The sequence below is a fragment of the Hydrocarboniclastica marina genome (assembly GCF_004851605.1).
Classification (GTDB): Bacteria; Pseudomonadota; Gammaproteobacteria; order Pseudomonadales; family Oleiphilaceae; genus Hydrocarboniclastica; species Hydrocarboniclastica marina.
Genome location: NZ_CP031093.1, coordinates 3,277,824 through 3,302,077, shown reverse-complemented (window position 1 = coordinate 3,302,077; position 24,254 = coordinate 3,277,824). Strand labels below are relative to the sequence as shown.

Annotated in this window: 20 protein-coding genes and 1 riboswitch; of the genes, 10 read left to right on the top strand and 10 right to left on the bottom strand. The window is 61.0% G+C overall.

The features are described 5' to 3' along the window. Positions 1-42: 42 nt before the first annotated feature. From soil367_RS14585 to ahpC, 4 genes are all read right to left on the bottom strand, one after another. The gene (locus soil367_RS14585) at positions 43-1,629 is read right to left on the bottom strand and encodes an ABC-F family ATPase (RefSeq protein WP_136549785.1); all 1,587 of its coding nucleotides are present in this window, start codon (positions 1,627-1,629) and stop codon (positions 43-45) included. Positions 1,630-1,816: 187 nt separating this feature from the next. Next, positions 1,817-2,461, bottom strand: a complete 645-nt coding sequence (locus soil367_RS14580; protein ID WP_136549784.1) for an NAD(P)H-binding protein — start codon at positions 2,459-2,461, stop codon at positions 1,817-1,819. A gap of 181 nt (positions 2,462-2,642) precedes the next feature. Further along, entirely contained in the window at positions 2,643-4,208 is a 1,566-nt protein-coding gene (ahpF, locus tag soil367_RS14575; protein WP_136549783.1) for an alkyl hydroperoxide reductase subunit F, read from the bottom strand. Positions 4,209-4,337: 129 nt separating this feature from the next. Then, positions 4,338-4,901, bottom strand: coding sequence for an alkyl hydroperoxide reductase subunit C (gene ahpC / locus soil367_RS14570; RefSeq protein ID WP_136549782.1), 564 nt, complete (start codon positions 4,899-4,901; stop codon positions 4,338-4,340). A gap of 330 nt (positions 4,902-5,231) precedes the next feature. Between ahpC and soil367_RS14565 the strand changes: the two genes are divergently transcribed. Next, positions 5,232-5,957, top strand: coding sequence for a lipase family alpha/beta hydrolase (locus soil367_RS14565; protein WP_136549781.1), 726 nt, complete (start codon positions 5,232-5,234; stop codon positions 5,955-5,957). A 93-nt stretch (positions 5,958-6,050) separates the two neighbouring features. Here the strand turns inward: soil367_RS14565 and soil367_RS14560 are convergent, their stop codons facing one another. The 4 genes from soil367_RS14560 to soil367_RS14545 form a co-directional block, all read right to left on the bottom strand. Continuing rightward, complete coding sequence (locus soil367_RS14560; RefSeq protein ID WP_136549780.1) at positions 6,051-7,511, bottom strand: Nramp family divalent metal transporter; 1,461 nt, start codon at positions 7,509-7,511, stop codon at positions 6,051-6,053. A gap of 360 nt (positions 7,512-7,871) precedes the next feature. Further along, on the bottom strand, positions 7,872-9,599 hold the full coding sequence (locus soil367_RS14555; protein WP_136549779.1) for a sugar phosphorylase: 1,728 nt from the start codon (positions 9,597-9,599) through the stop codon (positions 7,872-7,874). 35 nt (positions 9,600-9,634) lie between these two features. Then, positions 9,635-10,861: a glycosyltransferase family protein gene (locus soil367_RS14550; protein ID WP_136549778.1), complete on the bottom strand. Its 1,227-nt coding sequence runs from the start codon at positions 10,859-10,861 to the stop codon at positions 9,635-9,637. A 3-nt stretch (positions 10,862-10,864) separates the two neighbouring features. Continuing rightward, positions 10,865-11,713: an HAD-IIB family hydrolase gene (locus soil367_RS14545; RefSeq protein WP_136549777.1), complete on the bottom strand. Its 849-nt coding sequence runs from the start codon at positions 11,711-11,713 to the stop codon at positions 10,865-10,867. A 390-nt stretch (positions 11,714-12,103) separates the two neighbouring features. Between soil367_RS14545 and soil367_RS14540 the strand changes: the two genes are divergently transcribed. Next, positions 12,104-13,135, top strand: a complete 1,032-nt coding sequence (locus soil367_RS14540) for an OmpH family outer membrane protein (protein WP_136549776.1) — start codon at positions 12,104-12,106, stop codon at positions 13,133-13,135. Between the two features lie 258 nt (positions 13,136-13,393). Then, on the top strand, positions 13,394-13,918 hold the full coding sequence (gene cobU / locus soil367_RS14535; RefSeq protein ID WP_136549775.1) for a bifunctional adenosylcobinamide kinase/adenosylcobinamide-phosphate guanylyltransferase: 525 nt from the start codon (positions 13,394-13,396) through the stop codon (positions 13,916-13,918). 93 nt (positions 13,919-14,011) lie between these two features. Here the strand turns inward: cobU and soil367_RS14530 are convergent, their stop codons facing one another. Further along, the gene (locus tag soil367_RS14530) at positions 14,012-14,623 is read right to left on the bottom strand and encodes a histidine phosphatase family protein (RefSeq protein ID WP_136549774.1); all 612 of its coding nucleotides are present in this window, start codon (positions 14,621-14,623) and stop codon (positions 14,012-14,014) included. Position 14,624: 1 nt separating this feature from the next. Next, positions 14,625-15,677 carry a nicotinate-nucleotide--dimethylbenzimidazole phosphoribosyltransferase gene (gene cobT, locus soil367_RS14525; protein WP_136549773.1) on the bottom strand — a complete coding sequence of 351 codons (1,053 nt, stop codon included), beginning with the start codon at positions 15,675-15,677 and terminating at the stop codon, positions 14,625-14,627. A 155-nt stretch (positions 15,678-15,832) separates the two neighbouring features. Between cobT and cbiB the strand changes: the two genes are divergently transcribed. From cbiB to soil367_RS14490, 7 genes are all read left to right on the top strand, one after another. Beyond that, a complete protein-coding gene (gene cbiB / locus soil367_RS14520) occupies positions 15,833-16,810 on the top strand; it encodes an adenosylcobinamide-phosphate synthase CbiB (RefSeq protein WP_216642730.1) in 978 nt (325 codons plus the stop codon). Next, on the top strand, positions 16,803-17,825 hold the full coding sequence (gene cobD, locus soil367_RS14515) for a threonine-phosphate decarboxylase CobD (protein WP_136549772.1): 1,023 nt from the start codon (positions 16,803-16,805) through the stop codon (positions 17,823-17,825). Before cbiB ends, cobD begins: the two co-directional genes overlap by 8 nt. 20 nt (positions 17,826-17,845) lie before the next feature. After that, positions 17,846-18,095, top strand: a riboswitch (cobalamin riboswitch). Between the two features lie 172 nt (positions 18,096-18,267). Continuing rightward, a complete protein-coding gene (locus tag soil367_RS14510) occupies positions 18,268-20,127 on the top strand; it encodes a TonB-dependent receptor domain-containing protein (RefSeq protein ID WP_246065332.1) in 1,860 nt (619 codons plus the stop codon). Then, positions 20,124-21,077, top strand: coding sequence for a cobalamin-binding protein (locus soil367_RS14505; RefSeq protein WP_136549771.1), 954 nt, complete (start codon positions 20,124-20,126; stop codon positions 21,075-21,077). Before soil367_RS14510 ends, soil367_RS14505 begins: the two co-directional genes overlap by 4 nt. Next, a complete protein-coding gene (locus soil367_RS14500) occupies positions 21,074-22,045 on the top strand; it encodes a FecCD family ABC transporter permease (RefSeq protein ID WP_136549770.1) in 972 nt (323 codons plus the stop codon). The genes soil367_RS14505 and soil367_RS14500 overlap by 4 nt, the downstream gene beginning before the upstream one ends. Continuing rightward, positions 22,045-22,872 (top strand): ABC transporter ATP-binding protein, encoded by an 828-nt coding sequence (locus soil367_RS14495; protein ID WP_136549769.1) that lies wholly within the window; start codon positions 22,045-22,047, stop codon positions 22,870-22,872. Before soil367_RS14500 ends, soil367_RS14495 begins: the two co-directional genes overlap by 1 nt. Positions 22,873-22,876: 4 nt before the next feature. Then, positions 22,877-24,226, top strand: a complete 1,350-nt coding sequence (locus soil367_RS14490; protein ID WP_136549768.1) for a cobyrinic acid a,c-diamide synthase CobB — start codon at positions 22,877-22,879, stop codon at positions 24,224-24,226. The last annotated feature ends 28 nt before the right edge of the window (positions 24,227-24,254 follow it).

Sequence of the window (24,254 nt, the reverse complement as noted above, 5' to 3'; positions counted from 1 at the left end):
GTTGGCTCGCGTCAGGTCAGCGAATCAACGCCCCAGTTCGCGCTAGATCAGGCCCTGACTGCGCAGGTAGTCGTCGTAGCTACCGCTGAAGTCGACAACACCGCTGGCACTCAGCTCAACAATGCGGGTAGCCAGAGAGGAGACGAATTCGCGGTCATGACTGACGAAGAGCAGCGTGCCCGGGTAGTTCTCCAGCGCCAGGTTCAGTGCCTCGATCGATTCCATATCCAGGTGGTTGGTGGGCTCATCCATGACCAGCACGTTGGGCTTCTGCAGGATCAGCTTGCCGAACAGCATGCGCCCCTGCTCGCCCCCGGAAATGACCCGCACCGATTTACCGATGTCGTCGCCTGAGAACAGCATGCGCCCCAGGGTGCCGCGGACCAGCTGTTCGCCGCCATCCGTCCATTGGGCCATCCAGTCGCTGAGGGTGGCGTCGTGGGCGAAATCTTCGGTGTGGTCCTGGGCGAAGTAGCCGACCTGGGCACTGTCGGTCCACTTGACCTCGCCCGCGTCTGGAAACAGCTTGCCCGCCATGGTCTGAAGCAGGGTGGTCTTGCCGATACCGTTGGGGCCGATGATGGCGACCCGCTCACCCGCTTCGATCTGCAGATTGAGGTTGTCGAACAGCGGCACGCCGTCGAAACCCTTGCTCAGCGCTTTCAGCGTCACGGCCTGGCGGTGCAGTTTTTTGGTCTGCTCAAACCGGATGAAGGGGCTGACCCGGCTCGATGGCTTGACCTGGTCCAGCTGAATCTTGTCGATCTGTCGCGCTCGTGACGTGGCCTGCTTGGCCTTGGAGGCATTGGCCGAAAAGCGGCTGACGAAGGTCTGCAGCTCGGCGATCTGGGCCTTTTTCTTGGCGTTATCCGACAGCAGACGCTCCCGCGCCTGGGTCGCAGCCGTCATGTACTCGTCGTAGTTGCCCGGGAACAGTCGCAGCTCGCCATAGTCCAGGTCGGCCATGTGGGTACAGACACTGTTGAGGAAGTGCCGGTCGTGGGAGATGATCACCATGGTGCTGTTACGTGCGACCAGGATGTTCTCGAGCCAGCGGATGGTGTTGATGTCCAGGTGGTTGGTGGGCTCGTCGAGCAGCAGGACATCAGGGTCCGAGAAAAGCGCCTGGGCCAGCAGTACGCGGAGTTTCCAGCCCGGTGCCAGCGCGCTCATGGGGCCGTCGTGCTGCTCCAGGGGAATGTCCAACCCCAGCAGCAATTCACCCGCGCGGGACTCGGCGGTATAGCCGTCCATTTCGGCAAACTGCACTTCGAGCTCGGCCACGGCCATGCCGTCTTCTTCGCTCATCTCCGGCAATGAGTAGATACGCTCACGCTCGGCTTTCACCTGCGCGAGTTCCTCGTGGCCCATGATCACCGTATCGATCACGCTCTTGTTCTCAAAAGCAAACTGATCCTGCCGGAGCTTGCCCAGGCGCAGGTTCGGCTCAAGCATGACCTGGCCGCCGGACGGTTCCAGGTCGCCGCCGAGAATCTTCATGAAGGTAGACTTACCGCAGCCATTGGCGCCGATCAGGCCGTAGCGGTTGCCGTTACCGAACTTGACTGAAACATTTTCAAACAGGGGCTTGGCCCCGAACTGCATGGTGATATTGGCAGTGGAGATCAAAGAAGGAACCTACTAAAAGTATGAATAAACAGAACAAAGCGCGGGGCCTGTGAGGGGCCGCAGGTCGAATGAGCTCAATGAAGAGGGCGCATTGTACAGGTTTTGCTGGTCGGCGTGACCGTTATCTGATTATTTAATGATCAGCTCGCGAAGCTTTAGTCTCAGGTCTGCGGGTTTTCGCAAGTGCTCAACGGCTGCGCTGGATCTCTTCAGATTCGATCACTCTTACGCCGGACGCTCCATCACGGGCGGCTGCCAACATGACGTTTGCCACATCAGCGGTCGAAACCGCCCGGTATCGGGCAGGGATAATGGGTGCCAGGCGCCGGGCGAACCAGAGCCCGGCAGTTTCGCCCGGCCGCGATTCGGGTCGTTCGCCGGCGTCGAGCAACGAAGGGCGGACCCACGTAAGGGAGTCGAACCCAAGTTGGGTCAGGTCCTGCTCGGTCTGGCCCTTCACGCGGAGGTAGAGTGTCCTCGATCCGGCGTTCGCCCCGAGGGAGGAGTTGAGTACGAAGGTTGGCGTCCCGGCTTTACGTGCAAGCTGGGCCGCCTTCACCACATAGTCGTGGTCGACGCGGCGAAAAGCTTCGGCTGAACCTGCCGTCTTCATGGTCGTGCCCAGCGCGCAGACGGCGGCATCGGCGCACCACCATCTGGCTGTCGGGTCCAGTTGGGCATAATCAACGATGGGGTTTTCAAGCTTCTCATTAAAGGGCAGCGGCTGGCGGGTAGGTGCCACCACCGCGGTCCAGGCCGGATCACTCAGAGCAGTCTGAATGATCCGGGAACCGACCATTCCCGTCCCACCGAGTACCAGAAGAGTTTTCATCAGGCTTGTCCTGTTGCTTGAGGGCGTCGCGCGCGCGTTTTCGATATGCAGCCATGTTTGCATAGGAGCAGTCGGCTGGCGAAGCGGCTTGACCGCATGGATGATATTAAAACAGAAAACCCCGCGCATTCCTGGGAATGGGCGGGGCTTCTGTCGCGGTCCGGTTAGGCCAGCGGTCGCCTTACTCGGGGGCGGACGTTCTGATGAGGTGGTCAAACGCGCTGAGTGCTGCCTTGGCGCCGTCGCCGGTAGCCACCACAATCTGCTTGTAGGGCACGGTGGTGACGTCACCGGCTGCAAAAACGCCGGGCAGTGAGGTGGCGCCGCGGGAATCGACGATGATTTCGCCCCGGGGTGACAGCTCTACGGTTCCTTTCAGCCAGTCGCTGTTGGGCAGCAGGCCGATCTGGACGAAGATGCCCTCCAGGTCCAGCGAATGGAACTCGCTGGAGTTACGGTCCTTGTAGGTCAGACCTGTCACCTTTTTGCCGTCACCTTTGACTTCGCTGGTCAGGGCGCTGGTAATGACGTCGACATTCTTGAGGCTGCGTAGCTTGCGTTGGAGCACATCGTCAGCCCGAAGCTGGCTGTCGTACTCGATCAGCGTGACGTGAGCTACTATGCCCGCCAGATCAATGGCCGCCTCAACGCCGGAGTTACCACCACCAATGACCGCAACGCGCTTGCCCTTGAACAAGGGACCGTCGCAGTGCGGGCAATAGGCCACACCTTTATTGCGGTACTCAGCCTCGCCCGGCACGTCCATCTCGCGCCAGCGGGCGCCGGTCGAGAGAATCAGTGTCTTGGCTCGCAGAGAGGCGCCGGACGCAAACTGGACTTCGTTCAGACCGCCTTTTTCTCCGGCAGGCACTAATTTGACCGCCCGCTGCAGGTTCATAATGTCCACGTCGTAGTCCTTGACGTGCTCTTCCAGCGCTTGGGCAAACTTGGGCCCGTCCGTTTCGCGGATCGAGGTGAAGTTCTCGATGGCGTTGGTGTCGAGTACCTGCCCGCCAAAGCGTTCAGCTGCGACGCCGGTACGGATGCCTTTGCGCGCCGCATAGATGGCGGCAGAAGCGCCCGCGGGGCCACCGCCGACGACGAGCACATCGTAAGGCGCCTGGGCGTTGAGCTTCTCGGCTTCCCGGGCGGAGGCGCCGGTGTCGATCTTGCTCAGGATCTCCTCGAGGCCCATGCGGCCCTGGCCGAAGGTTTCCCCGTTCAGGAAGACCGTCGGTACCGCCATGACCTGGCGTTCTTCCACTTCATCCTGGAACAGCGCGCCATCAATCGCGACATGCCGTATGTTCGGGTTGAGGGTCGCCATAAGGTTCAGCGCCTGGACGACATCCGGGCAGTTCTGGCAGGACAACGAGAAGTAAGTTTCGAAGTTGAACTCACCTTCTACATTCTTGACCTGTTCGATTACGTCCTGGCCGGCCTTGGACGGATGGCCGCCAACTTGCAGCAGTGCCAGGACCAGGGAGGTAAATTCGTGGCCCATGGGGATGCCGGCGAAACGCAGGCTGATGTTATCCCCTGGACGGTTCAGCGAGAACGAAGGCTTGCGTGCATCATCGCCATCGGTCCGCAGAGTAATATGTCTTGAAAGTTCTTCAATTTCCTGAAGAAGTTCCTGCAACTCCCGGGACTTGTCGCCGTCATCAAGGGACGCGACGATCTCAAAGGGCTGGGTAACTTTCTCCAGGTAACCTTTCAGTTGATTTTTCAGATTGGCGTCCAGCATGAATATCGGCTCCCTACAGAGTCAGTGGTTAAGGGGTCAGTTAAAGCAAGCGCCCGGCCGGATCGCGCCCGGGCGCTCGAACAGGAGGGGCCGGATCGCGGCCCCGCTGGCAGACATCCTTGCGGATGTTTAGATCTTGCCAACCAGATCGAGGGACGGTGACAGCGTAGACTCACCTTCTTTCCACTTGGCCGGGCATACTTCTCCGGGATGGGCGGCAACGTACTGGGCTGCTTTGATCTTGCGCAGCAGTTCGTTGGCGTCACGGCCAATGTTGCCGGCGTTCAGCTCCACGATCTGGATAGTGCCTTCAGGATCGATAACGAAGGTGCCGCGCTCGGCCAGGCCGTCTTCTTCGATCAGCACTTCAAAGTTGCGTGAAATAGCCAGAGTCGGGTCGCCGATCATCGGGTACTTGATCTTGCCGATCGTTTCTGAAGTGTCATGCCATGCTTTGTGGGTGAAGTGCTTGTCGGTGGATACACCGTAGATTTCAACACCCAGCTTCTGGAATTCTTCGTAGTGGTCGGCCAGGTCGCCGAGCTCCGTGGGGCATACGAAGGTGAAGTCAGCGGGGTAGAAGAAGAATACCGACCACTTGCCTTTCAGGTCAGCTTCGGTCAGATCGACGAATTCGCCATTATGGAAAGCAGTTGCTTTGAACGGTTTGACTTGGGTGTTGATCAAGGACATCAGAGTCTCCTTTTGAATGAGTCGTAATTTACAGTTGCTACCTTACGCAGGCTGGGGCAATACGTATAATAAATTAAATATTTATTTGCGATGCCTTTTGCCTATCGTAGGCTCTTGCACAGGGTCCGGCCCTGCTGTGGGCGGGCTGCAAGCACGGAGTGCGCGCGCTGAGCCCATCGCCGACTTGAGGAACGCTACGCCTTTGTCGTAAAAAGGACTAGTGTCCCGTACGGGACACTCGCGCAACACGATAATACCGGCATTGAGAGACCTTTTGGAGAATGCCAACGCCACCCTGGCCAGGCACAACCGAATCACGCGGGGACCCTTATGGATCTGATCGAATACGAGACAATTCTTCCGCCCCGCGTTCGTAACCGGCTGCGCGAATTCGGCGTGGTGATGGATATGGCGAGGCTACCTTTCGCCTACCTTCGGCCCAGGCACAAAGCTCGTCCCAAACACCGCATTATCCTGCTCCCCGGCTACGGCGCCGGCGACCTGTCACTGAAACCGTTGGCGATGTTCCTGCGTCGCAGCGGTTTCAACGTCCGTACATGGGGGCTTGGGCTCAATGATGCAAGCATGTCGCGGTTATACCCGCGCGTGAGGGATCGGGTGCGAAGCGAATACGAGCGTTACGGCCAGCCTGTTATCCTGCTGGGCTGGAGCATGGGCGGCGTGTTGGCGCGGGAAGTGACACGGGATCACCCTGAGTGGGTGGAGCACGTCATAACCCTCGGCAGCCCTATTATCGGCGGCCCCAAGTACACTATTTTTGCGCGGCTTTACCAGTCCCGCGGGCGCGACCTGGACCAGGTGGAAGAGCGGATCAAGGCACGCTATCGCAAGCCCATCGAGCGCCCGGTTACTGCCCTGTATTCCCGTACCGACGGGGTTGTGTCCTGGGAGGCCTGTATCGACAAATGGTCGCCTACGGTCGAGCATCGCGAAGTGGCCAGTTCCCATATCGGCATGGGCTTCTCCAGAAAAGTTTTCGACATCCTGCTCGATCTGCTCGATGACGTTGTCGAGAAAAAGGCCGACGTCAACTGAGCAATTTTCTGTAAAAGGTCACGTGCCGGACTTTCTGGGCTGGACTGGCTGTGCTGGTCTGGCTGTGCTGGCCTGGACGCTTTGCCCGGTCTCTCAAAGCCCGGGCAAAGCGCTGGTGTTGAAGCCGAAGAAATTCAGCAGGTAGACCACGGCAAATATCAGGTAGAAAAGTCCCGAAAGAGTCATGGAGACGATGTAGAACCAGCCCGGGCGAAGTGCCGGCGGCAGTCGCAACAGGTTCACCAGTAGCGCCGTCAGTACGATAAAAGGCGTGTGGGTCGCAGCGATGATTCCCGACGCGGACATTACCGCTACGGGATCTTCGAATATCAGAATGATACCTGCCGGTATCACCCCCGTTACCGTGACAATGAACAAGCGTTTCAGGCTGCGCCGGGCAAACGGCGCCTGGCCTGTTGTGACGGCCAGCCAATGCAACATGCTATAAGCCCAACCCTTGCGAGCATGGCGCTGGTCCCTGGTGAGGATCAGGGTCATATCGGCAAAGCTTCGGCCCCAGCCGTCCTGATTGGCGAGCACACTGCCGCCCAGCGCAATAATAATCGCCGCCAGAACCACGTATTTTCCTGCTTCGCCCCATACGTCGGAAAAAAGCCGGGTCAGGTCCAGCGCGACATCCGCTCCTTCAGGCACAACGCCTGCCGGAGCCAGCAGTTCGGTGCCGAGAATCAGAAACGCGGTGATCACGATAAAGCCACCGATGACGCCAAGAGATGCGGCTCCGGTCATCACCGAAACCCAGTCCTGGGTGCGTGCCTCGCGCTCGTAACGGGGCGGCAGCTTGGGCTCGTCCTTGTCTGTAGGTGTACCTTCGGCCTGTTCGTCGTCCCGCTCACGGCCCTGCAAACCGCCGCCATAGCCGCGGGTCGCCGTCCAGTACGCGAACCAGACGATGCCCATGGATCCGGCAAGGATGGTGCCCAGCCACGGCGAAATAACGTAGAGGTCGGGCTTGTCTGGCCAGCGGAAGGTCAGACCTTCGGCAAGCTTGCTCAATGCCGGGAACACGGCGATCGCCGAAACCACCGCCATAACCATCAAGGCGATAGCCATCCAGCGGCTGATCTGCTCAATGCGCGCGTACTTTCCAGATGTGGTCAGAAGCACGCAGGCGAGCACCGTCGCCTCGGCATAGACCGCGTTGGGGCCCGGGAAAACCGCGGAGAAAGCGCTGCCGACAATGGCTGCCAGGCCCGCGATGCCCACGGCGGCAGCGAATAACTGAGGCACAAATACCAGCCAGACGGCCCAGTTTTTAGGTCCCTTGAGGGTGTGCATGCCCTCAAGCATGGTCTGGCCGGTCACAATCGTGAACCTCGCCATCTCGCGGATCATTACCCACATGAAAAAGACAACGATAATCAGAAGCCAGAACAGATCATAGCCGTAGACCGACCCGACCCGGGGGGTAAAGAGAATCGAGCCCGTGCCCACGGCGGATAGCATCCACAATAACCCGGGCCCATACCAGCGCCACCGGTCTTTCCGCTGCGGTGGGGCCGGAACCCGGCCCCTAAAAATCTGCTCGGCCATAACACTCCCTGTTGTGGTCGTCTCTATCCGCTGTGGTCGTCCCTACCTGCTGTGGTAGTGGCTGTCTGCTGTGGTAGTGCCTGTCTGCGGTCGCTATCTGTCGTGGTCGTCTTTATAGGTGTGGTTACCTGCAGCCAGGGCAGAAGCGTTGCATTGACGGCCATGTGATAACGACGCGCGGCGAAGCCGAACCTTGGCAACGCGAGTCACTGAAAACCTTCGCAAACTGCGGGGTGAGGGGCAAGCGGAAGGCTATTACAGCTCCTTAAAACTGTTCAAATGCCGGGACCCAGGGCGTGAAATCGCGTTCTCGTCAGGGCAGGCGGCAGTCTTCTGAAGGTGCTGGCGCGCAAGGCGCGGTCAGCTGTTGGCCAGCCAGACGCTTTGATAGGGCTTAAGCGTCAACGTGCCCGAGAGGTCGTCCAGGGACGTGTCGGCAATGAGGTCTCGCCAGTGATCAGTTTCGATCAGATTTATACTGGTAAGCGAGACTTGCTGAACCTTGTCGCTGATGTTGTGCACGCAGAAAATCGACTGCTCCCGCCCCATGCTCTGGCGCCAGAAGCCGAAAATTTCCAGCCCCAGGTGCAGCGTAAATTGCGTCGCGTTGGGGTGGAACGCCGGTTGTTGCTTACGGATTGCGATCAGTCGTTTCAGCTCGTGGAAGACCTTGTGGTGGTGGCTGAGGGGATCACTCAATTCCGACTGCAACTTCTCGATATCCCACTGGCTGCGGTTGATCGAGCGGAACCTGCCCGTGTGTTTGACGCGCTCATAGTCATTTTCGGTGCCGAGAAAGCTTGGGATGTTGAACGCGGGAATGCCCTCCAGACCGAGCATGATCGCGTGGGCGCAGATGAAACGCTGGAGCTGGAGCGCATCGGGCCCGTGCTCGATGGTGCCTTTGAGCGCGTCATACAGGGCGATGTTCATTTCGTAGGGCTGGTCCGCCTGTTCTGATATCCGGCGGTAGGATACCTTGCCGCCAAAGCGCTCCATGGTATTGATCAGTCGCAGCTTGTCTTCTTCTGAGAGCAGGCCGTCGGCTGGCCGAAGCCCAATGCCGTCATGGGACGAGATGAAGTTCAGGTAGGTGGTACCCATCTGCGCCGGTGGCATGCTCATGAGCCAGGTTTTCAGGTGTCTGCAGTTGCCGGATATCAGCGTGTGGACCAGCAGCGGCGGCAGCGAAAAATTGTAGATGACGTGAGCTTCATTGGCGTTGCCGAAGTAGGTCAGATTCTCACGAATGGGCACGTTGGTTTCGGTAACGATGATGGCATCCCGGTTGGCATGCTCGATCAGCAGGCGCATGGCCTTGATCAGCTCGTGCGCCGGTTGTAGATGAATACAGGGGGTGCCGGGCTCTTTCCAGATGAAAGCCACCGCGTCCAGGCGAAAAATCGTGATGCCACGGTCGAGATAGAACCGGATGATGCTGACGAACTCTTTCAGTACCTGGGGATTGGCGAAATTCAGGTCGACCTGGTCTTCGCTGAAGGTGCACCAGACGTGCCTGACCCCGTCTTCCGTCTGCACCGCAGAGAGCAACGGCGATGTCCGGGGCCGCACAACCTCGCTGAGATCGTCCTCCGGACTGGCTTCGTAAAAATAGCTTTTGCCTGGTTCTACCCGTTTCTTGAAGTTGTCGAACCAGCGACTGCGAGCCGAACAATGGTTGATCACCAGGTCCGACATGAGCCGGTACTTTGCGCCAATACGCTCGATATCCTCCCAGGTACCGTGGGATTCATTGACCGCGAGGTAATCGATGACGGAAAAACCGTCATCAGAGCTGTAAGGGAAGAACGGCAGGATATGCACGCCGGTCAGGCTGTCACGGAGTTCCTCCTCAAGGAAGCGGTCCAGGGTGACGAGGGGCTTCTCATCTTTGCATGTGACGGAGTCGGCGTAGGTGATGAGGATGATGTCGCCTTCGTCCCAGTTGTTCCGGTGAGCGGGCGGAGACTCGGCATCTTCAGCCAGTCTCATTGTCTCGATCAGCTGTTTCGCGAGAAATGTCGTGTCGACCGCGGGATAGACGATATCCAGCATCCCGGAAAGCTTGGCTACCAGGTCCTCCGCCATGCGCTTACTCCCAACAGTGTTCAGTGAGTCCAGGGTTATTGTTCGCCATAGGTCCGGTTATCTTCGTCGACCGCCTGTTTCAGATCATCAAGGATATTGGGCAGGGCACTGATAACACGGTTCCAACTTGGCACAAAGGGCCGCTCGGCCGAATTGGTCAGGAAGTCGGTCCCTGCGCGAATCAGGTTGCGTGAAAACAGCTCGACCGCTTTTTCCTCGGAATGGCGGTCAAAGCTCAGTCCGTTAATGATGGCGTCGTTCTGATAGGTTTCGACAAAATCCAGGGCAATCCGGTAATAGGCTGCCTTGATAGTGCGGAACTTCTCGTAGGAGAAGATCTCACCGTTGGTGGCCAGTTTGCGAAAGAGCGCTTTGCTGATATCGGTGCTCATCTTTGAAAGGCCGCGGCTGGCATCTTCAGGCGACAGATCCTGGTGCTTGTGATCGTAGCGGTCGGCAATATCGACCTGACAAAGACGGTTGGTGGCGTAGTTGCGTTTCATTTCGGAAAGAACGCCGATCTCCAGTCCCCAGTCGCTGGGAATGCGAAGATCATTGATCACATCGGTACGGAACGAGAATTCGCCCGCGAGCGGATAGCGGAAACTGTCCAGGTAGTCGAGGAAGTCGCTGTGACCGCACACCTTCTTTAACGCACGAATCAGGGGTGTTACCAACAGGCGGCTGACCCTGCCGTTCATCTTGCCCTCTGCCAGTCTGGAGTAATAGCCCTTGCAGAACATGTAGTTGAAGCCAGGGTTGGCGACTGGGTAGATCAGCCTCGCGAGCAATTCCCGGTCGTAGGTAACGATATCGCAGTCATGTAGTGCCACCGATCTGCTCCTGCCCGACGCGAGCACGTAGCCCAGGCAAAACCAGACGTTGCGGCCTTTTCCTGGCTCTGTTGGCGCGAGCCCCTGTTCTTTAAGCTGCTCATCGATTGCCTGCATACGTCGGCCGTCCTGCCAGATCACACTCACCCTCTGGGGGAGGAGGCCGAAATACTCAAGGGCATGGCGGTACTGGTCTTCGCTGGCCGCGTCCAGCCCAATTACAATCTCTTCCAGGTAGGGGACTTTTGTCAGCTCCTGGACGATGTTCTTCAGCGCGGGTCCTTCGAGCTCTGAATAGAGAGAAGGCAGGACCAGGGCCATGGGCCGCTGCTTACTGAAGCTCAGCAGGTCTTTTTCCAGATCCTCGACTGGGCGTCGCGTGAGATTGTGCAGGTTGGTAACGATTCCGTTCTGGTAAAAATCTCCCATGGCTCACTCCGTGCTTTGCGCTGCTTGGGGGAAGGATTCCTTCAGGATCTGGAGAATGCTCGCGTTCCAGCCTTCCGGCCCTTTTTTGTCTGAGTAAACTGCATTGCCGCGGTTAGGCAACTGCAGGCTGCCACCGACCGCGTTCGCGATGACGACCGGTATATCGGCGTGCTCAAGCATGCGGGTATCGTTGGGGCTGTCCCCCAGCGCGACCGAGACAACGTCCTGGTTCTGGTAGAAGATGCGATAGCGTTCCAACAGATACTCCATGGCATCGGCTTTGTCGAAGAATCCCATGACATGGAAAAAACGGCCACCTTCCAGCAACTGCAGCCGGTACCGCGCCAGTACCGCCTTGAAAACCTCAAGCGAGTCCGCGTCCGCCTCCCAAAGAAGGGGCTCCGTTGCGGTACGCGTCTGCGCCCGGACTGCGGCCGCTTCGCTGAGACCTGTGACCTGCGCGAGCTCGCCAGCGGACATGGCTGCAAAACTGCGAAAACGGAATCCCTGCCGTTTGAGGTAATCCAGTACCGCCAGAATGCGGTCGCGGGAGGTGCCGAAAGAGACAGTCTGTTCGGACCTCTTTTCTGGGTGCTCAGGATCAGGCGCGGGCTCAAAGTAACCATACGGAATGACGACCGCGGCACCGTTTTCGACGATGTAGGGGTGCTGATTCTGCAGTTCATCCCGAAGAGTTGCTATTTCAGCGCGCGTCTTGCTCGAGCAGAGGATGACGGGAATTCTGCCCCGGTTGAGTGCTTCGAGCGCGGGCCGGGCAGGCGCCCAGGAATAGCTGTGATGATCAAGCAACGTGCCGTCCAGATCCGTAAATATCACCATCTTCTTGCTCATTCACTCATGCTCCTCGGGCCGGGCGCACGCTAGAGGCGCTTGTGCTCTGAATGGGGGCACGGTTATGCCTCAGTTTGGTGCGCATTGCTCGCGCCTCCGCTTGCTTGCTCAGGAAAGACGGTAAGGTGGACCGAAGTTCCTTCACCACTGTCAGCTGTTTGCAGCATTTATGCCATGACCGGGTAGCCCGTCGCCCACCTGCCGATGCCAGAATAGTTAGCCAGGGAACATTGTGTATCGCCTGTTTCGACATATTCGTACAGGATGCTTCGCTGATAGTCTTTCAGGCGCAGGGATGCTCATGCAGGTTGTTGATTAAATTTAAGAATTGCGCATTGTGGGCGCCCTCGATCAAAAAAACGACATTCTGCAAACTATAAGGAAATGACTATGGTCTTAGCCAGAGAGACAACGGACCGGCTCAGCGCCGGCGGTTTCCATAGCCGTGTATCATGGGGAAGTATTTTTCTCGGGGTAGTGGTTGCCCTTGGGGTTTTGTTCCTGTTGAGTCTGCTCGGAATCGCTCTGGGGCTGACAGTGATAGATCCCATCCAGGAATCGGACCCCCTGGCGGGCGTTCCGCTCGGCAGCGCGATCTACTTCGTGGTGGCGCACGTTATCGCTTTCGCCGTAGGCGGCTACGCGGCGGGTCGGCTCGCCAGTTCGGCCTGGTCTTCGGCATCTCTTTTCCACGGAACCGCGGTCTGGGCACTGGCATCATTTCTTATACTGGCCTCGGTCGCGTCAGGCATCGGAGCGGTGATTTCCGGCACGACCTCGATGATTTCGACCGTATCGGGGGGCGCAGCACAAGCTGTTCGCCAAGCGGCTCCGGACAGCCTGAATCTGCCCAATTTCCGTGATGTCGAATTGATCATGCCCGATAACTTCCTTGAGTCCCTGCCGCAGGATACGCAACGTCGGTTGCAGCAACAGGAAATAACGCTGCAGGAGATACGTTCAGCGGGCCGTGAAGCTATTCAGCAGGCGATCAGCAACGAGGAGCAGGAGCGGGCCAAAAAGATGGCCGTGGATACGCTCGGGTCCATTGTGAGCAAGCCGTCTTCAGCTGATACGGAAATAAACCAGTTGGTCGAACAGCTAACGGGCCAGGGCGGACTCATCTCTGAAGATGACCGCCAGCAGGCAATGGCGACCTTCACCAATCGTTTGAATATCGAACAGCAGGATGCCGAAGCCATTGTCGCCCAGGTACAGCAGGGCATGTCAGGTATTGGCCAGGAGGTCAGCCAGGCGCTGCAGCAGGCTCAGGAAAAGGCCTCCCAGATGGCCAAGCAGGTCACAGACGCGATTGCGAGCGCGGCCTGGTGGGCTTTCATTATTTCCCTGCTGGCTCTGATTGCCGCGATTGCAGGTGCCATGATGGGCCGCCCGGAGAAAGACCGTTACGGCACTGCCTAGCGGCTGGGTTGACCGACCGTTGCTTCGGCTGCCTGATAGCAGCTTCAGCAACACCGACCGGCCGCAGCGTTCTGCTGCGGTCAGTCTCCTCCTTCCTGATCCCTCTCTCTCCATAGGCGATTTCACCAAGATACCAGCTGACCCTGTCTGTGAGTGGTATTCACCTGTATCCGTTGTTGCTGCCGCCAGTCCCTCATAATATTCTCGACGCCGTATGCCGCAGGAACCGGCTTCTCCCAGAAAAAAACGAGGTATCTTATGGCTGCCACGAAGCACGTGTTGGTCCTCGGCGGCGTCCGGTCGGGCAAGAGTGCGCTGGCTGAGCAGGTCGTGTCGCAAAGCTCCGGCGCAGTCGTCTACATCGCCACTGCAATGGCCGGGGATGAAGAAATGGCTGCCCGTATTCGCGACCATCAGGCCCGACGCCCGGGCAGCTGGGATTTGCTTGAAACGCCGTTGCGGCTGGGTGAAGCCCTGGCCGATCTGGCGCGGCAGGCGACGCCCCCGGATGTGCTGGTGGATTGCATGAGCCTGTGGGTCAGTAATCTGTTGCACGTTGGGGCGGAAACGCTGGACCGGGAACGCGCGCGGTTTCTGGGCGCGCTTGAGAGCTATCCCGGCAAAGTGGTCATTGTCAGCAACGAAGTGGGGCTGGGCATTATCGGCATGGATCCGCTGACCCGTCGTTTCGCCGACCAGCTGGGGTGGCTGAATCAGGCTCTGGCGGCACGTTGCAAGCGGGTTGTGATGAGCGTTGCCGGGCTGTCGCTGGAGCTGAAATAAGCGTTGGAACTCAGCTGAGCGAAGTCGCTGCTACGAGCCCGCGTCGGCGCTGGTGTCGCAGACCTCTAGTACCGGCATCGGTACAGGAAACCCTCAGCGAAGCCCGTGCGATACCAGGCAGCTCAGCAAGCCATGTTCTGACTGATCCAGACGCACGCGGCTGCGGCAGGCGTAGGGCACGTCAATGGCCGAGAACGTGCGCTCGCGCAAAGTACCGAAGACCTCCCCCAGAATGACGCGTATTGTGCCGCCATGGCCGACCAGCAATACACGTTTTCCCGCCAGCCGGTCACGCCACTCAAACCAGGCGGCGAGCGTACGGCCCTGAAACATGCTGAGCAATTCGCCGCCCGGCGGGGGATTGGCTTCAGGGTCTTGCCAGAACAGTGAGAGTCGCTCGCCATAGTGCTTTTCGATTGCCTCGGCAGTCTGGCCCTCCCACTCGCCGAAACCGATCTCTTGCAGGCGCTTGTCTTCGTACAAGGGTATCTGTTCGCGCTTGGCGATGGCCTCGGCGAATCGCAGGCACCGCTGCAGGGGCGAGCTGAGCACAGCGTCCCAGCAGTCGGTTGACTGAATCGCCGCGTGCATCTGGGACCAGCCCCTGTCACTGAGCGGGTCGTCCTTGCTGCCGCGAAACAGGGGGCCGCCCTCGGGTTCGCCGTGGCGTATCAGGTCGAACCAGGTGGTAATGGGTTCCGGCATGTCAGCTGCCCTCGCTTACGCCGGCCTCGGCAAAGCTTGCCATACCATTGTGCAGCGCACAGGCCAGCCGTAGCAGGGGCACGGCGACCGCCGCGCCGCTGCCTTCCCCCAGGCGCATGCTCAGGTCCAGCAGTGGGTTGGCTTCCAGCGCGTCCAGGACGCGGCTATGGCCGGGCTCGCAGGAGCGATGGGCAAAGTGCAGCCAGGGTCTGAGGGCAGGTTGCTGGCGGCACGCAACCAGGGCCGCGACCGACGCGATAAAGCCGTCCACCAGCACCGGAATTCCCCGCGAGGCGCAGCCCAGAAAAGCGCCCGCCAGGCCCGCGATTTCGAACCCGCCAAGGGACGCCAACACTGCGAACGGGTCCTGGTTGTCACCGTGGCGCGCCAATGCACGTTCGACCACGGCGGTTTTATGGGTCACCTGCTGTTTGCTCAAGCCAGTTCCGGGGCCGGTTAGATCGGTGGGTGCTGCGCCCAGCAGAGCGCAAGCCAGGGCAGCGGCTGTGGTCGTATTGCCGATACCCATTTCGCCGCCGATAAAGAGCTGTGCTCCACGGTCAGCGGCCCGTTGCGCCGCCTGATCGCCCGCCGCCAGTGCTGCAACCAGCTGCGCCTCGCTCATGGCCGGTTCCCGCGCCAGGTTTGCCGTTCCGGCCGCGATGCGGTGGTTGATGACGCCGGGCATCTCCGCAAGCGGGCCGATCGAGCCCAGGTTGACCACATCCAGCTCTGCGCCCAGGGCGGCGGAAAGGACGCTGATGGCGGCACCGCCGGCGGCGAAGTTCGCTATCATCTGCCCGGTGACCGACTGGGGAAACGCCGAGATCTGCTCGTCGCAAACCCCGTGGTCGGCGGCGAATACAGTGATCTGAACCCGGTCTACGGCGGGTTTTTCGGTGTCCAGTTGCCCGCATAGTGCTATGGCCAGGGATTCCAGCTGGCCAAGGGAGCCCGGCGGTTTGGTGAGCGAATCCTGTCGCTGGCGGGCGCTGTTGATGCGCGCCTGGCTCGGGGCTGGCGGCGATTGGGTCCAGAAGCTCAGGTCGGTCATGGCGGCCGCTCGGTCGGGTTGGGGCGCACGATGGTCTAACGCACCCGCAGGGCTGTCAAGTACACTGCGCCACCACGCGTGCAGCCTGAAGACCGCTCGCGTAAAGCTCCCGGTGCCATCCCAATAAACAGAATGCAGTAGACAAAGAGTGTGTAGTGGATAATTTGCCAACCCTGCTAATCGTTTGCACGGCAGCCTTACTGTTGGATCTCCGGCTGGGCGAACCCCGCCGGTTTCATCCCCTGGTGCTGTTCGGGACGGCGACCCAGCGCCTCGAACTTCGTTTCAACCGGTCCGGCCACCGCATACTGCGGGGCGCGCTGGGGTTGTTCATCCTGGTCGGCCCGCCGGTGTTGGTTGCGGCTCTGGTGGCCCGGACTGTGCCAAGTCTCCTGCTCCCCGTGGTCGAGGCCGTGGTGCTCTGGCTGGCGCTGTCTCTGCGTGGCCTGACTGAACACGCGCGGGCGGTCGCACAGCCGCTGAGAACAGGTGATCTGGAGCAGGCGCGTGCCCAGGTGGGCCGGATCGTCAGCCGCAGAACCGGGACGCTGGATATGACCGGGGTGGCGTCGGCCGCAACTGAGTCGGTGCTTGAGAATGGGGCGGACGCCATCTTTGCCAGCCTGTTCTGGTATCTGGTGCTGGGCCTGCCGGGCGTGGTCCTGCATAGGGCGGTCAATACACTGGATGCCATGTGGGGGTACAGGAATGAGCGCTTCCTCGAGTTTGGCCGGGTCGCCGCTCGTCTGGATGACCTATTGAACTGGGTCCCGGCCCGGCTGACCGCACTGACCTATGCGTTGGTAGGCCAGACACGACTGGCCCTTGCCTGCTGGCGCCGTCAGGCTCCCCAATGGGACAGCCCCAATGCGGGGCCGGTGATGGCCGCCGGTGCGGGCGCGTTGGGCGTCGCGCTTGGCGGCCCCGCGCCCTACGGGGAGGGCATCAAGCAGCGTCCACGGCTTGGCGCCGGTTCAGCAGCGGATGCGGATACCATTGAGCAGGCTGTGCGACTGGTGCAGCGGGGCGTCTGGCTTTGGCTGTTCATGCTCGCCGCTGCGACCGTTTGGTTTGTTCTGACCGGGGAGCTGAGCGTGGAGGCGACGAACGCAGGCGAGGTGAGAAGTGGCTGATCTTCCTCTACACGGCGGTGAATTAAATGCAGCCGCAGCGCTCTGGCGTATCCCGCGGGAGAACTGGCTCGACCTGTCCACGGGCATTAACCCGCAGGCCTGGCCGGTACCGCAAATCCCAGAAGATGTCTGGCGCCGCCTGCCGGAGGATGACGATGCCCTGGTGAGCGCGATACGGTCGTGGGCGCAGCCCCATGAACATGCGGGGGTGCTGGCGGTGGCCGGCAGCCAGGCCGCCATTCAGGCTCTGCCCCGATTGCGTGCGCCCGGTCGGGTCGCGGTTCCCCGGCCGGGCTATGAGGAACACGGCCATTGCTGGCGGGCGTCGGGGCATGAGGTTCAGGCGCTGAGCGCCGAGGCGATCGAGGCACAGCTGGACGGCCTTGATGTGGTCGTCTGGATCCAGCCCAACAATCCCACGGGTGAGCTGCTCGCCTCTGAACGACTGCTCGCCTGGCGAAATCGCTTGGCTCAGCGCGATGGCTGGTTGATCGTGGACGAAGCTTTTATCTCCGGCAATGAGGCCCATAGCCTTGCGGCCGCTGCGGGTCAGCCCGGTTTGATCGTGCTCAGGTCCCTGGGTAAATTCTTCGGGCTGGCGGGTGTTCGGGCGGGCGCAGTGATTGCCTGTCCGGAGTTGTGCAAGGCGCTGGGCCGGCTGCTGGGTCCCTGGTCCGTCAGTGGACCCGCGCGTTACCTCATGGAAAGGGCGCTGGCCGATTTTGGGTGGCAGCAGACCACCCGACGCCAGCTTGCCCACGACTCCCGTTGCATGGCAGAGCTTCTGGCAGCGCACGGCCTTGCTCCATCGGGATCGACCAATCTGTTCTGCTACGTGCGCCATCCCAACGCCTTCGAGATCTATCAAGCCCTTGCCGGGCAGGCCGTGCTGGTACGTCACTTCACTGATCCCTCGGGCTTGAGGATCGGCCTGCCAGGATCTGAACGCGAGTGGGCACGTCTGGATGACGCCCTGGGCCGGTCGAGCCGAAGTCGTAACGCTCAATCTGATTGACCAAGGGTTAACCTGTTGTTAGCCTTGCCGCACTTTCAGGTGTCCCGGTGCAACGCGCACCGGGGTGAAACGGGAAGTTGGTCCTCCGTCAATTCCTAATCGCTCTTCGCGTTATGAAAACGGACCAAGCCAACGCTGCCCCCGCAACGGTGATTGAGTCAACGACGGTCAAATGCGCCACTGTGCCGCCACGGCATGGGAAGGTGATCGTCCGGGAACCCGAGGGTTCCGCTCATTAGCCCGGAGACCGGCCTGAAAGGGGAGCAACAGAGTCGCCCTGACTTTATTAATCTGAAGTCCGGCGATGCTCCCAACACCAGACGTTGCGGTGGGCAACGGTATGGTGGGTAAAGCGGTCCCCCACCGCTCGAACTCCCTACCCGCCTGCCGTCTCCCGCCACAACACCTACTGATCCCCGTGCGGGCGTGCATGGGATACTGAGTGAGTGGCGATTACATGAAAGTGCAGTGCCTTCCCGTTGTTGTGTTGTCCGGTAGCCTGTTTGCCCTGGTGCCGGGTCTTGCATACTCCCAGACAGCCCCGGCCACCAGTGCCGCTGCCGAGAACCAGGCCACCGATGATTCTATACTTGAACTCGACCCGCTGGTGGTCACGCCGACCTTAGGCGTACAGACCCAGAGCCAAAGCCTGGCTTCGGTCTCGGTAATAGATCAGGAAACCCTTCGTCGGCAGGATCCAAACAGTGTCACGGACGTCATTCGCGCTCAGCCGGGTGTGGACGTAACTGGCAACGGCTCATACGGCAAGACCACCAGCGTGATGATCCGCGGCATCAGCAACAAGGCGACCCTGATGCTGATCGACGGTATACGCCTGCGCTCGGCTACCTCTGGCGGCGCTGCCTGGCAGCATCTTGAGCCGCGTATGTTCGAACGCATGGAAATCGTACGGGGGCCTCGCGGTAGTCTCTACGGGGCCGACGCCATGGGTGGGGTGGTGCAGTTGTTCACTGTCGATGGTGACGAGGAGGGCTTCAATCCTCGCGCTTCTGTTGGCACCGGCTCGTTCAACACTCAGCGCTACAGCGCGGGCCTGTCGGGCATTCGGAATGGCACCCGCTTCAGTATCGCCGGCAGCCACCTGAACACCGACGGTGCCGCAATCCGCGAAGGCGGCAGCGATAAGGGCTATGACAACACAACCGGCCTGGCCAAATTGTCCCATCGTTTTGATAATGGCATCCAGACTGGCCTGCTGGCGCTCCGTGCGGAAGGTAATACCGAATACAACACCGGCGACATGGACTACGTCCAGCAGGTTGCGGGCGTTTATGGCGAGGCGCCTCTGGCAGAGAATTGGCGTAGCCGGCTGACTGTGAGTGAGGCCCGGGATGAGTCTGAGGATTTCCCCGATGCGAGCGCCGACTCAAGCCAGTTCGATACCCGCACTCGAACCGTGCGTTGGGACAACAACGCGATTTTTGGCGACCATGAATTGGCTGCAGGTGCCGAGTACATGGACGACAACGTAAGTGGCACCACAGCCTATTCCGAAAGCAGCCGCTGGAACCGCGCTTTTTTCGTCCAGGGACTGCTCGATTTCAGTCCGTTTTCGTTACAGCCCAGCCTGCGCTACGACGATAACGAAGCGTTTGGCGGGGAGACCACCGGGAGCTTGGCACTGGGGTACAAGCTGGACGATCATCATACTTTGCGGACCAGTTACGGTACGGCATACAGGGCGCCTACCTTCAACGATCTCTACTATCCGACCGGCGGAAACCCTGACCTTAACGCAGAGTCCTCCGAGACATTAGAAGTTGGCGCTCGCGGTCAATATCAGGCTTTTTTTTGGGATTTTGCCGTTTTTCGGACTGAAGTTGACGACTTGATTGATTGGGCGCCGACCCCGAGCGGCCTGTACAGTCCACAGAATATTGCCCGGGCTCGTATACAAGGCGCCGAGTTAGCTGCCGGTGCAGAACTCGCTAGGTGGGATCTCGCGGCCGCACTGACCTTCCTCGACCCGGAAGACCGCGAGACCGGAAACGACCTCGAACGGCGGGCCACCCAGAGCTTGCGTCTGGACGCTGATCGGCAACTGGGGGAATGGGAGCTAGGCGGCTCATGGACACTGCAAAACCATCGCTACAATGATGCGGAAAATGAGAAGCGCCTGGCCGGCTTCGGCTTGCTCGACCTGCGCGCCACCTGGACCTTCGCACCGCTCTGGAGTGCCAGGCTCACAGTGGAAAACGTGACGGACAAACAGTATGAAACCGCCGCGAACTACATCAACGCCGGCCGCGCCGCTTTCGTCAGTGTAAACTTCGGCCGATGAAATATATCGCCGCTAACTTTCCGTGCTGGACCCGCCGCGCTGCCTTGGCGCTGTTGCTGGGTTTCGGCTTGCTCGGCCCTGCGGGTCAGGCTATGGCGGCGGTGTGCGCAACTGACGATACCGGCGAAGAAGTCTGCCTGGAGCAACCGGCCCGGCGGATCGCGGTGCTTTCCCCCGGTGCTACGGAGCTGGTTTACGCGGCCGGGGCCGGGGAAAAGGTCGTCGCAGTAGTCTCTTTCAGCGACTACCCACCTGAAGCAAAGCAGGTGCAGTCCGTAGGCAGCCACACCCGCCTGGATCTGGAAACGCTGGTCGCGCTCAAACCCGACCTGGTGGTCGGATGGGTCACCGGTAATCCCCGCGAACAACTGGAGAAATTGCGGACCCTCGACATGGCGGTTTTCTCCATTGAGCCGCGCGACTTTGAAGGCGTCTCGACCGCGATCGAGCGTCTTGCCCGCCTGGCCGCTACCGATCAGGCGGGCCAGCAGGTGGCCGATGAGTTTCGCCAGGGCATGGCCGGGCTGGCCGAACAGCATGCTGATGCCGAGCCGGTCAGTGTCTTCTACCAGGTGTGGGATGAGCCACTGATGACCGTGAACGACGAGCATCTGATCGGCAAGGTGATCTCGCTCTGCGGCGGTGTCAATGTTTTCGGGGATCTCGAGCGGCTGGTGCCGCGAATCAGCGCGGAGGCTGTGCTGGCAGCTGATCCTGAAGCAATCCTGGCCGGTGGCATGGGCGAGGAGAACCGCCACTGGCTCACCCGCTGGGCTGACTTCCCGGCCCTGCAGGCGACTGAAGACGACAATCTGTTTTTTGTGCCGCCCTCCCTGATCCAGCGGCCAACGCCGCGGCTGCTCCAGGGCAGCCGGTTGTTCTGTGAAAAACTGGAGCAGGTCCGGAGCAAACGCGCGGCGGCTCAAACTGACGGACCTGCTGCACCATGACCCGGTCCCTGCGGCTGCCGCTTATGGTGCTCGCCTTACTGAGCCTGGGTGCGATGGTGCTATCCGTGGGTATCGGCAGTGTCGCCATTGCGCCGGCAGACATCCTGGCAGTGATTCTGGGTGACGGCACCAGCCTGCAGCGCACCCTGGTGTTGGAGCTGCGACTGCCCCGCACGCTGTCGGCATTCGCGACCGGGGGACTGCTGGCGGTGGCTGGCGCCCTGATGCAGGTGCTGCTCCGCAATCCCCTGGCGGATCCATACGTGCTGGGCCTTTCCGGCGGTGCGGCGGTGGGTGCGCTGCTGGCGATGCTGGCAGGGTTCGGCGGCGCGATTATCTCCGGGTCCGCATTCGGGGGCGCATTGTTCGCGACCTTTCTGGTGTTCGGCCTGGCCCATGGCTCTGGCAGTTGGACACCGTCCCGGTTGCTGCTCACCGGCGTAGTGGTTGCGGCGGGCTGGGGAGCGGTGATCACCCTTATGCTGGCCATCAGTCCGACCCAGGCGCTGCCCGGCATGCTGTACTGGCTGATGGGGGACATGTCCTACGCCCGCAGCCCATGGCCGGCGCTAGTCGTGTTGGCCCTGAGCTGCGCGGCGATAATCCCCCTGGGACGGAGCCTGAACGTGCTGGCGCGAGGGCCCTTGCAGGCCGCGGCATTGGGCGTCGCCGTGCGCCCGCTGGAATGGCTGATCTTCATCGCCGCCAGCCTGCTGACGGCCACGGCTGTTACGACCGCCGGCAGCATCGGTTTTGTCGGGCTGGTGGTGCCGCACATGCTGCGCCTGGTTCTCGGTAACGACCAGCGGTTGATTCTCCCGGCCTGTGCACTGGCAGGAGGCGCACTGCTGGTGCTGGCGGATACCCTGGCGCGGTTGGTGATCGCACCGGAGCAACTTCCGGTCGGCGTCATCACGGCGCTGCTCGGCGTGCCCACGTTCCTCTACCTGCTGTATCGGAGTCGCTGATGGGGTCGTCGGAAGGGGCTCTGGGAGGGCCGCGTAAGGAGCCGCAAATCGGTTCACAGATAGCTTCGCTGCAGGCCTGTGGTCTTGTGGTTGATGTGCCAGGGCGCGCCGATGGCCAGCCGCTGGACTTTACGGTGGAAAAGGGTCAGATATGGGGCGTGCTGGGCCCCAACGGCGCGGGCAAAACCACGCTGTTGCACACGTTGGCGGGCCTGAGGCAGCCGCGCAAGGGTGAGGTCAGGCTGGGTAGTCAGTCGTTGTCGTCCCTCAAGCGTCGGGCCGTATCACAGCAGTTGGGGCTGGTCTTTCAGGAACGACAGGATGGCTTCCCGGCCACCGTGCTGGAAACGGCGCTTATCGGTCGGCATCCCTGGCTCTCGCCCTGGCAGATGGAGAGCGGCAAAGATCTCGCCCTTGCCCGTGACGCGCTCGCCCGACTCGACATGGCCCCCTTCGAAGACCGGCTGGTCAGCAGCCTCTCCGGCGGAGAGCGGCAGCGGGTCGCCATCGCCACGGTGCTGACCCAGGCGCCCCATACCTGGTTACTCGACGAGCCGACCAACCACCTGGACCTGCGGCACCAGGTTTCGGTGCTGAAGCTGCTTGCGCAGCAGGCCAGTGAGGGTCGGGCAGTTTTCATGTGCCTGCATGATCTCAATCTGGCAGCGCGCTGGTGCGACCACCTGCTATTGCTGTTTCCCGACGGCGAAGCCCGGTGGGGCCGGGCCGGGGAGATGCTTGATGTGGCCCTGCTCGAGCGTTTGTACGACCAGAAACTGACCACCGTGGAGGCCGACGGCGCTCCGGTTTTTGTCCCAGCGAGGTAGGCGAATGGCCCTCTATCATGAACGACGCCGAGAACAGCGCCATGAACAGGTCGGTGGCCGAACCGCGGCTGCGCTGATCACAGCCCCCGGCTCCGGCCAGGGCAAATCCATGGTGACTGCCGCCATGGCCCGGTTGCACCGCAACGCCGGGCGCAAAGTGCGCGTGTTCAAGCACGGCCCGGATTACCTCGACCCCATGGTGCTCGAAGTCGCGTCCGGCGCGCCGGTCTACCAGGTACACGGCTGGATGACCGGGGACGATGAGATCCGCTGGCGCCTGGCCGAAGCAGCCCAGGACGCGGACCTGATCCTCGTGGAAGGCTCCATGGGGCTTTTTGATGGCGACCCCTGCAGTGCGGACCTGGCCGTGAGCTGCGGTATTCCCGCGTTGCCGGTGATGGACGCCCGCGCCATGGGGCAGACCTTCGGCGCGTTAGCCCTGGGGCTGGCGAGCTATCGCCCCGATGTCCAGGTGCGGGAAGTCATCGCCAACCGCGTGGGCAGCGCCTACCACGCGCAACTGGTCAGGGAAAGCCTGCCCCCGGGCATCAGCCTGCTTGGCGCCATTCCCCGTAGTGAGGCTTTCGCCATTCCCGACCGGCACCTGGGACTGGTGCAGGCCAGCGAACTGCCGGACCTGGACGCGTCGCTGGATGCCGCGGCGGCGGTGCTGGTCGAGGCCGGGCTTGACCAGTTACCCGCGCAGGTGGATCTCAGCGCCGCGGTACCCGATGCGCCACCGCAGCTACTGGCGGGCCGGCGCATCGCCATCGCCCGGGATAACGCTTTTGCCTTTATCTACCGCGCCAACCTGGACCTGCTCCAGGCCATGGGCGCGGAGCTGGTGTTTTTCTCGCCGCTGGCAGACAGCACGCTGCCGGACGCTGACGCGCTCTGGCTGCCCGGCGGCTACCCGGAACTGCACGGCGCCACGCTGGCGGCGAACGCGCCTCTGAACAGCGCTATCCAGGCCCATCACCGCGCCAACAAGCCGATCCTGGCCGAGTGCGGCGGCCTGATGGCTTGTGTGGAGACCCTGCAGGATGGCGACGGCGAGGAGCACGCCATGCTGGGCCTGATGCCGGGGCGGGCGCGCATGGCCGGTCGCCTCAAAGGGTTGGGCATGCAGGGTATGGCCGGCGCTGGGGCCAGCGCCCATGAGGAACTGCGCGGCCACGCCTACCACCATTCAGAACTGGAAACCTCACTGGCGCCCGTAGCCCATGCCCGCAAGCTCAGGGGCACCGAAGGCGAAGCCATCTACCGGTGCGGCAGCCTGACCGCCAGTTACTTCCACGGCTACTTCCCCTCGGCCCCCCAACTGGTGGCTGACCTGTTCAACGGACACAGCTGACCTGTTTAACGGACACAACGAACACAAC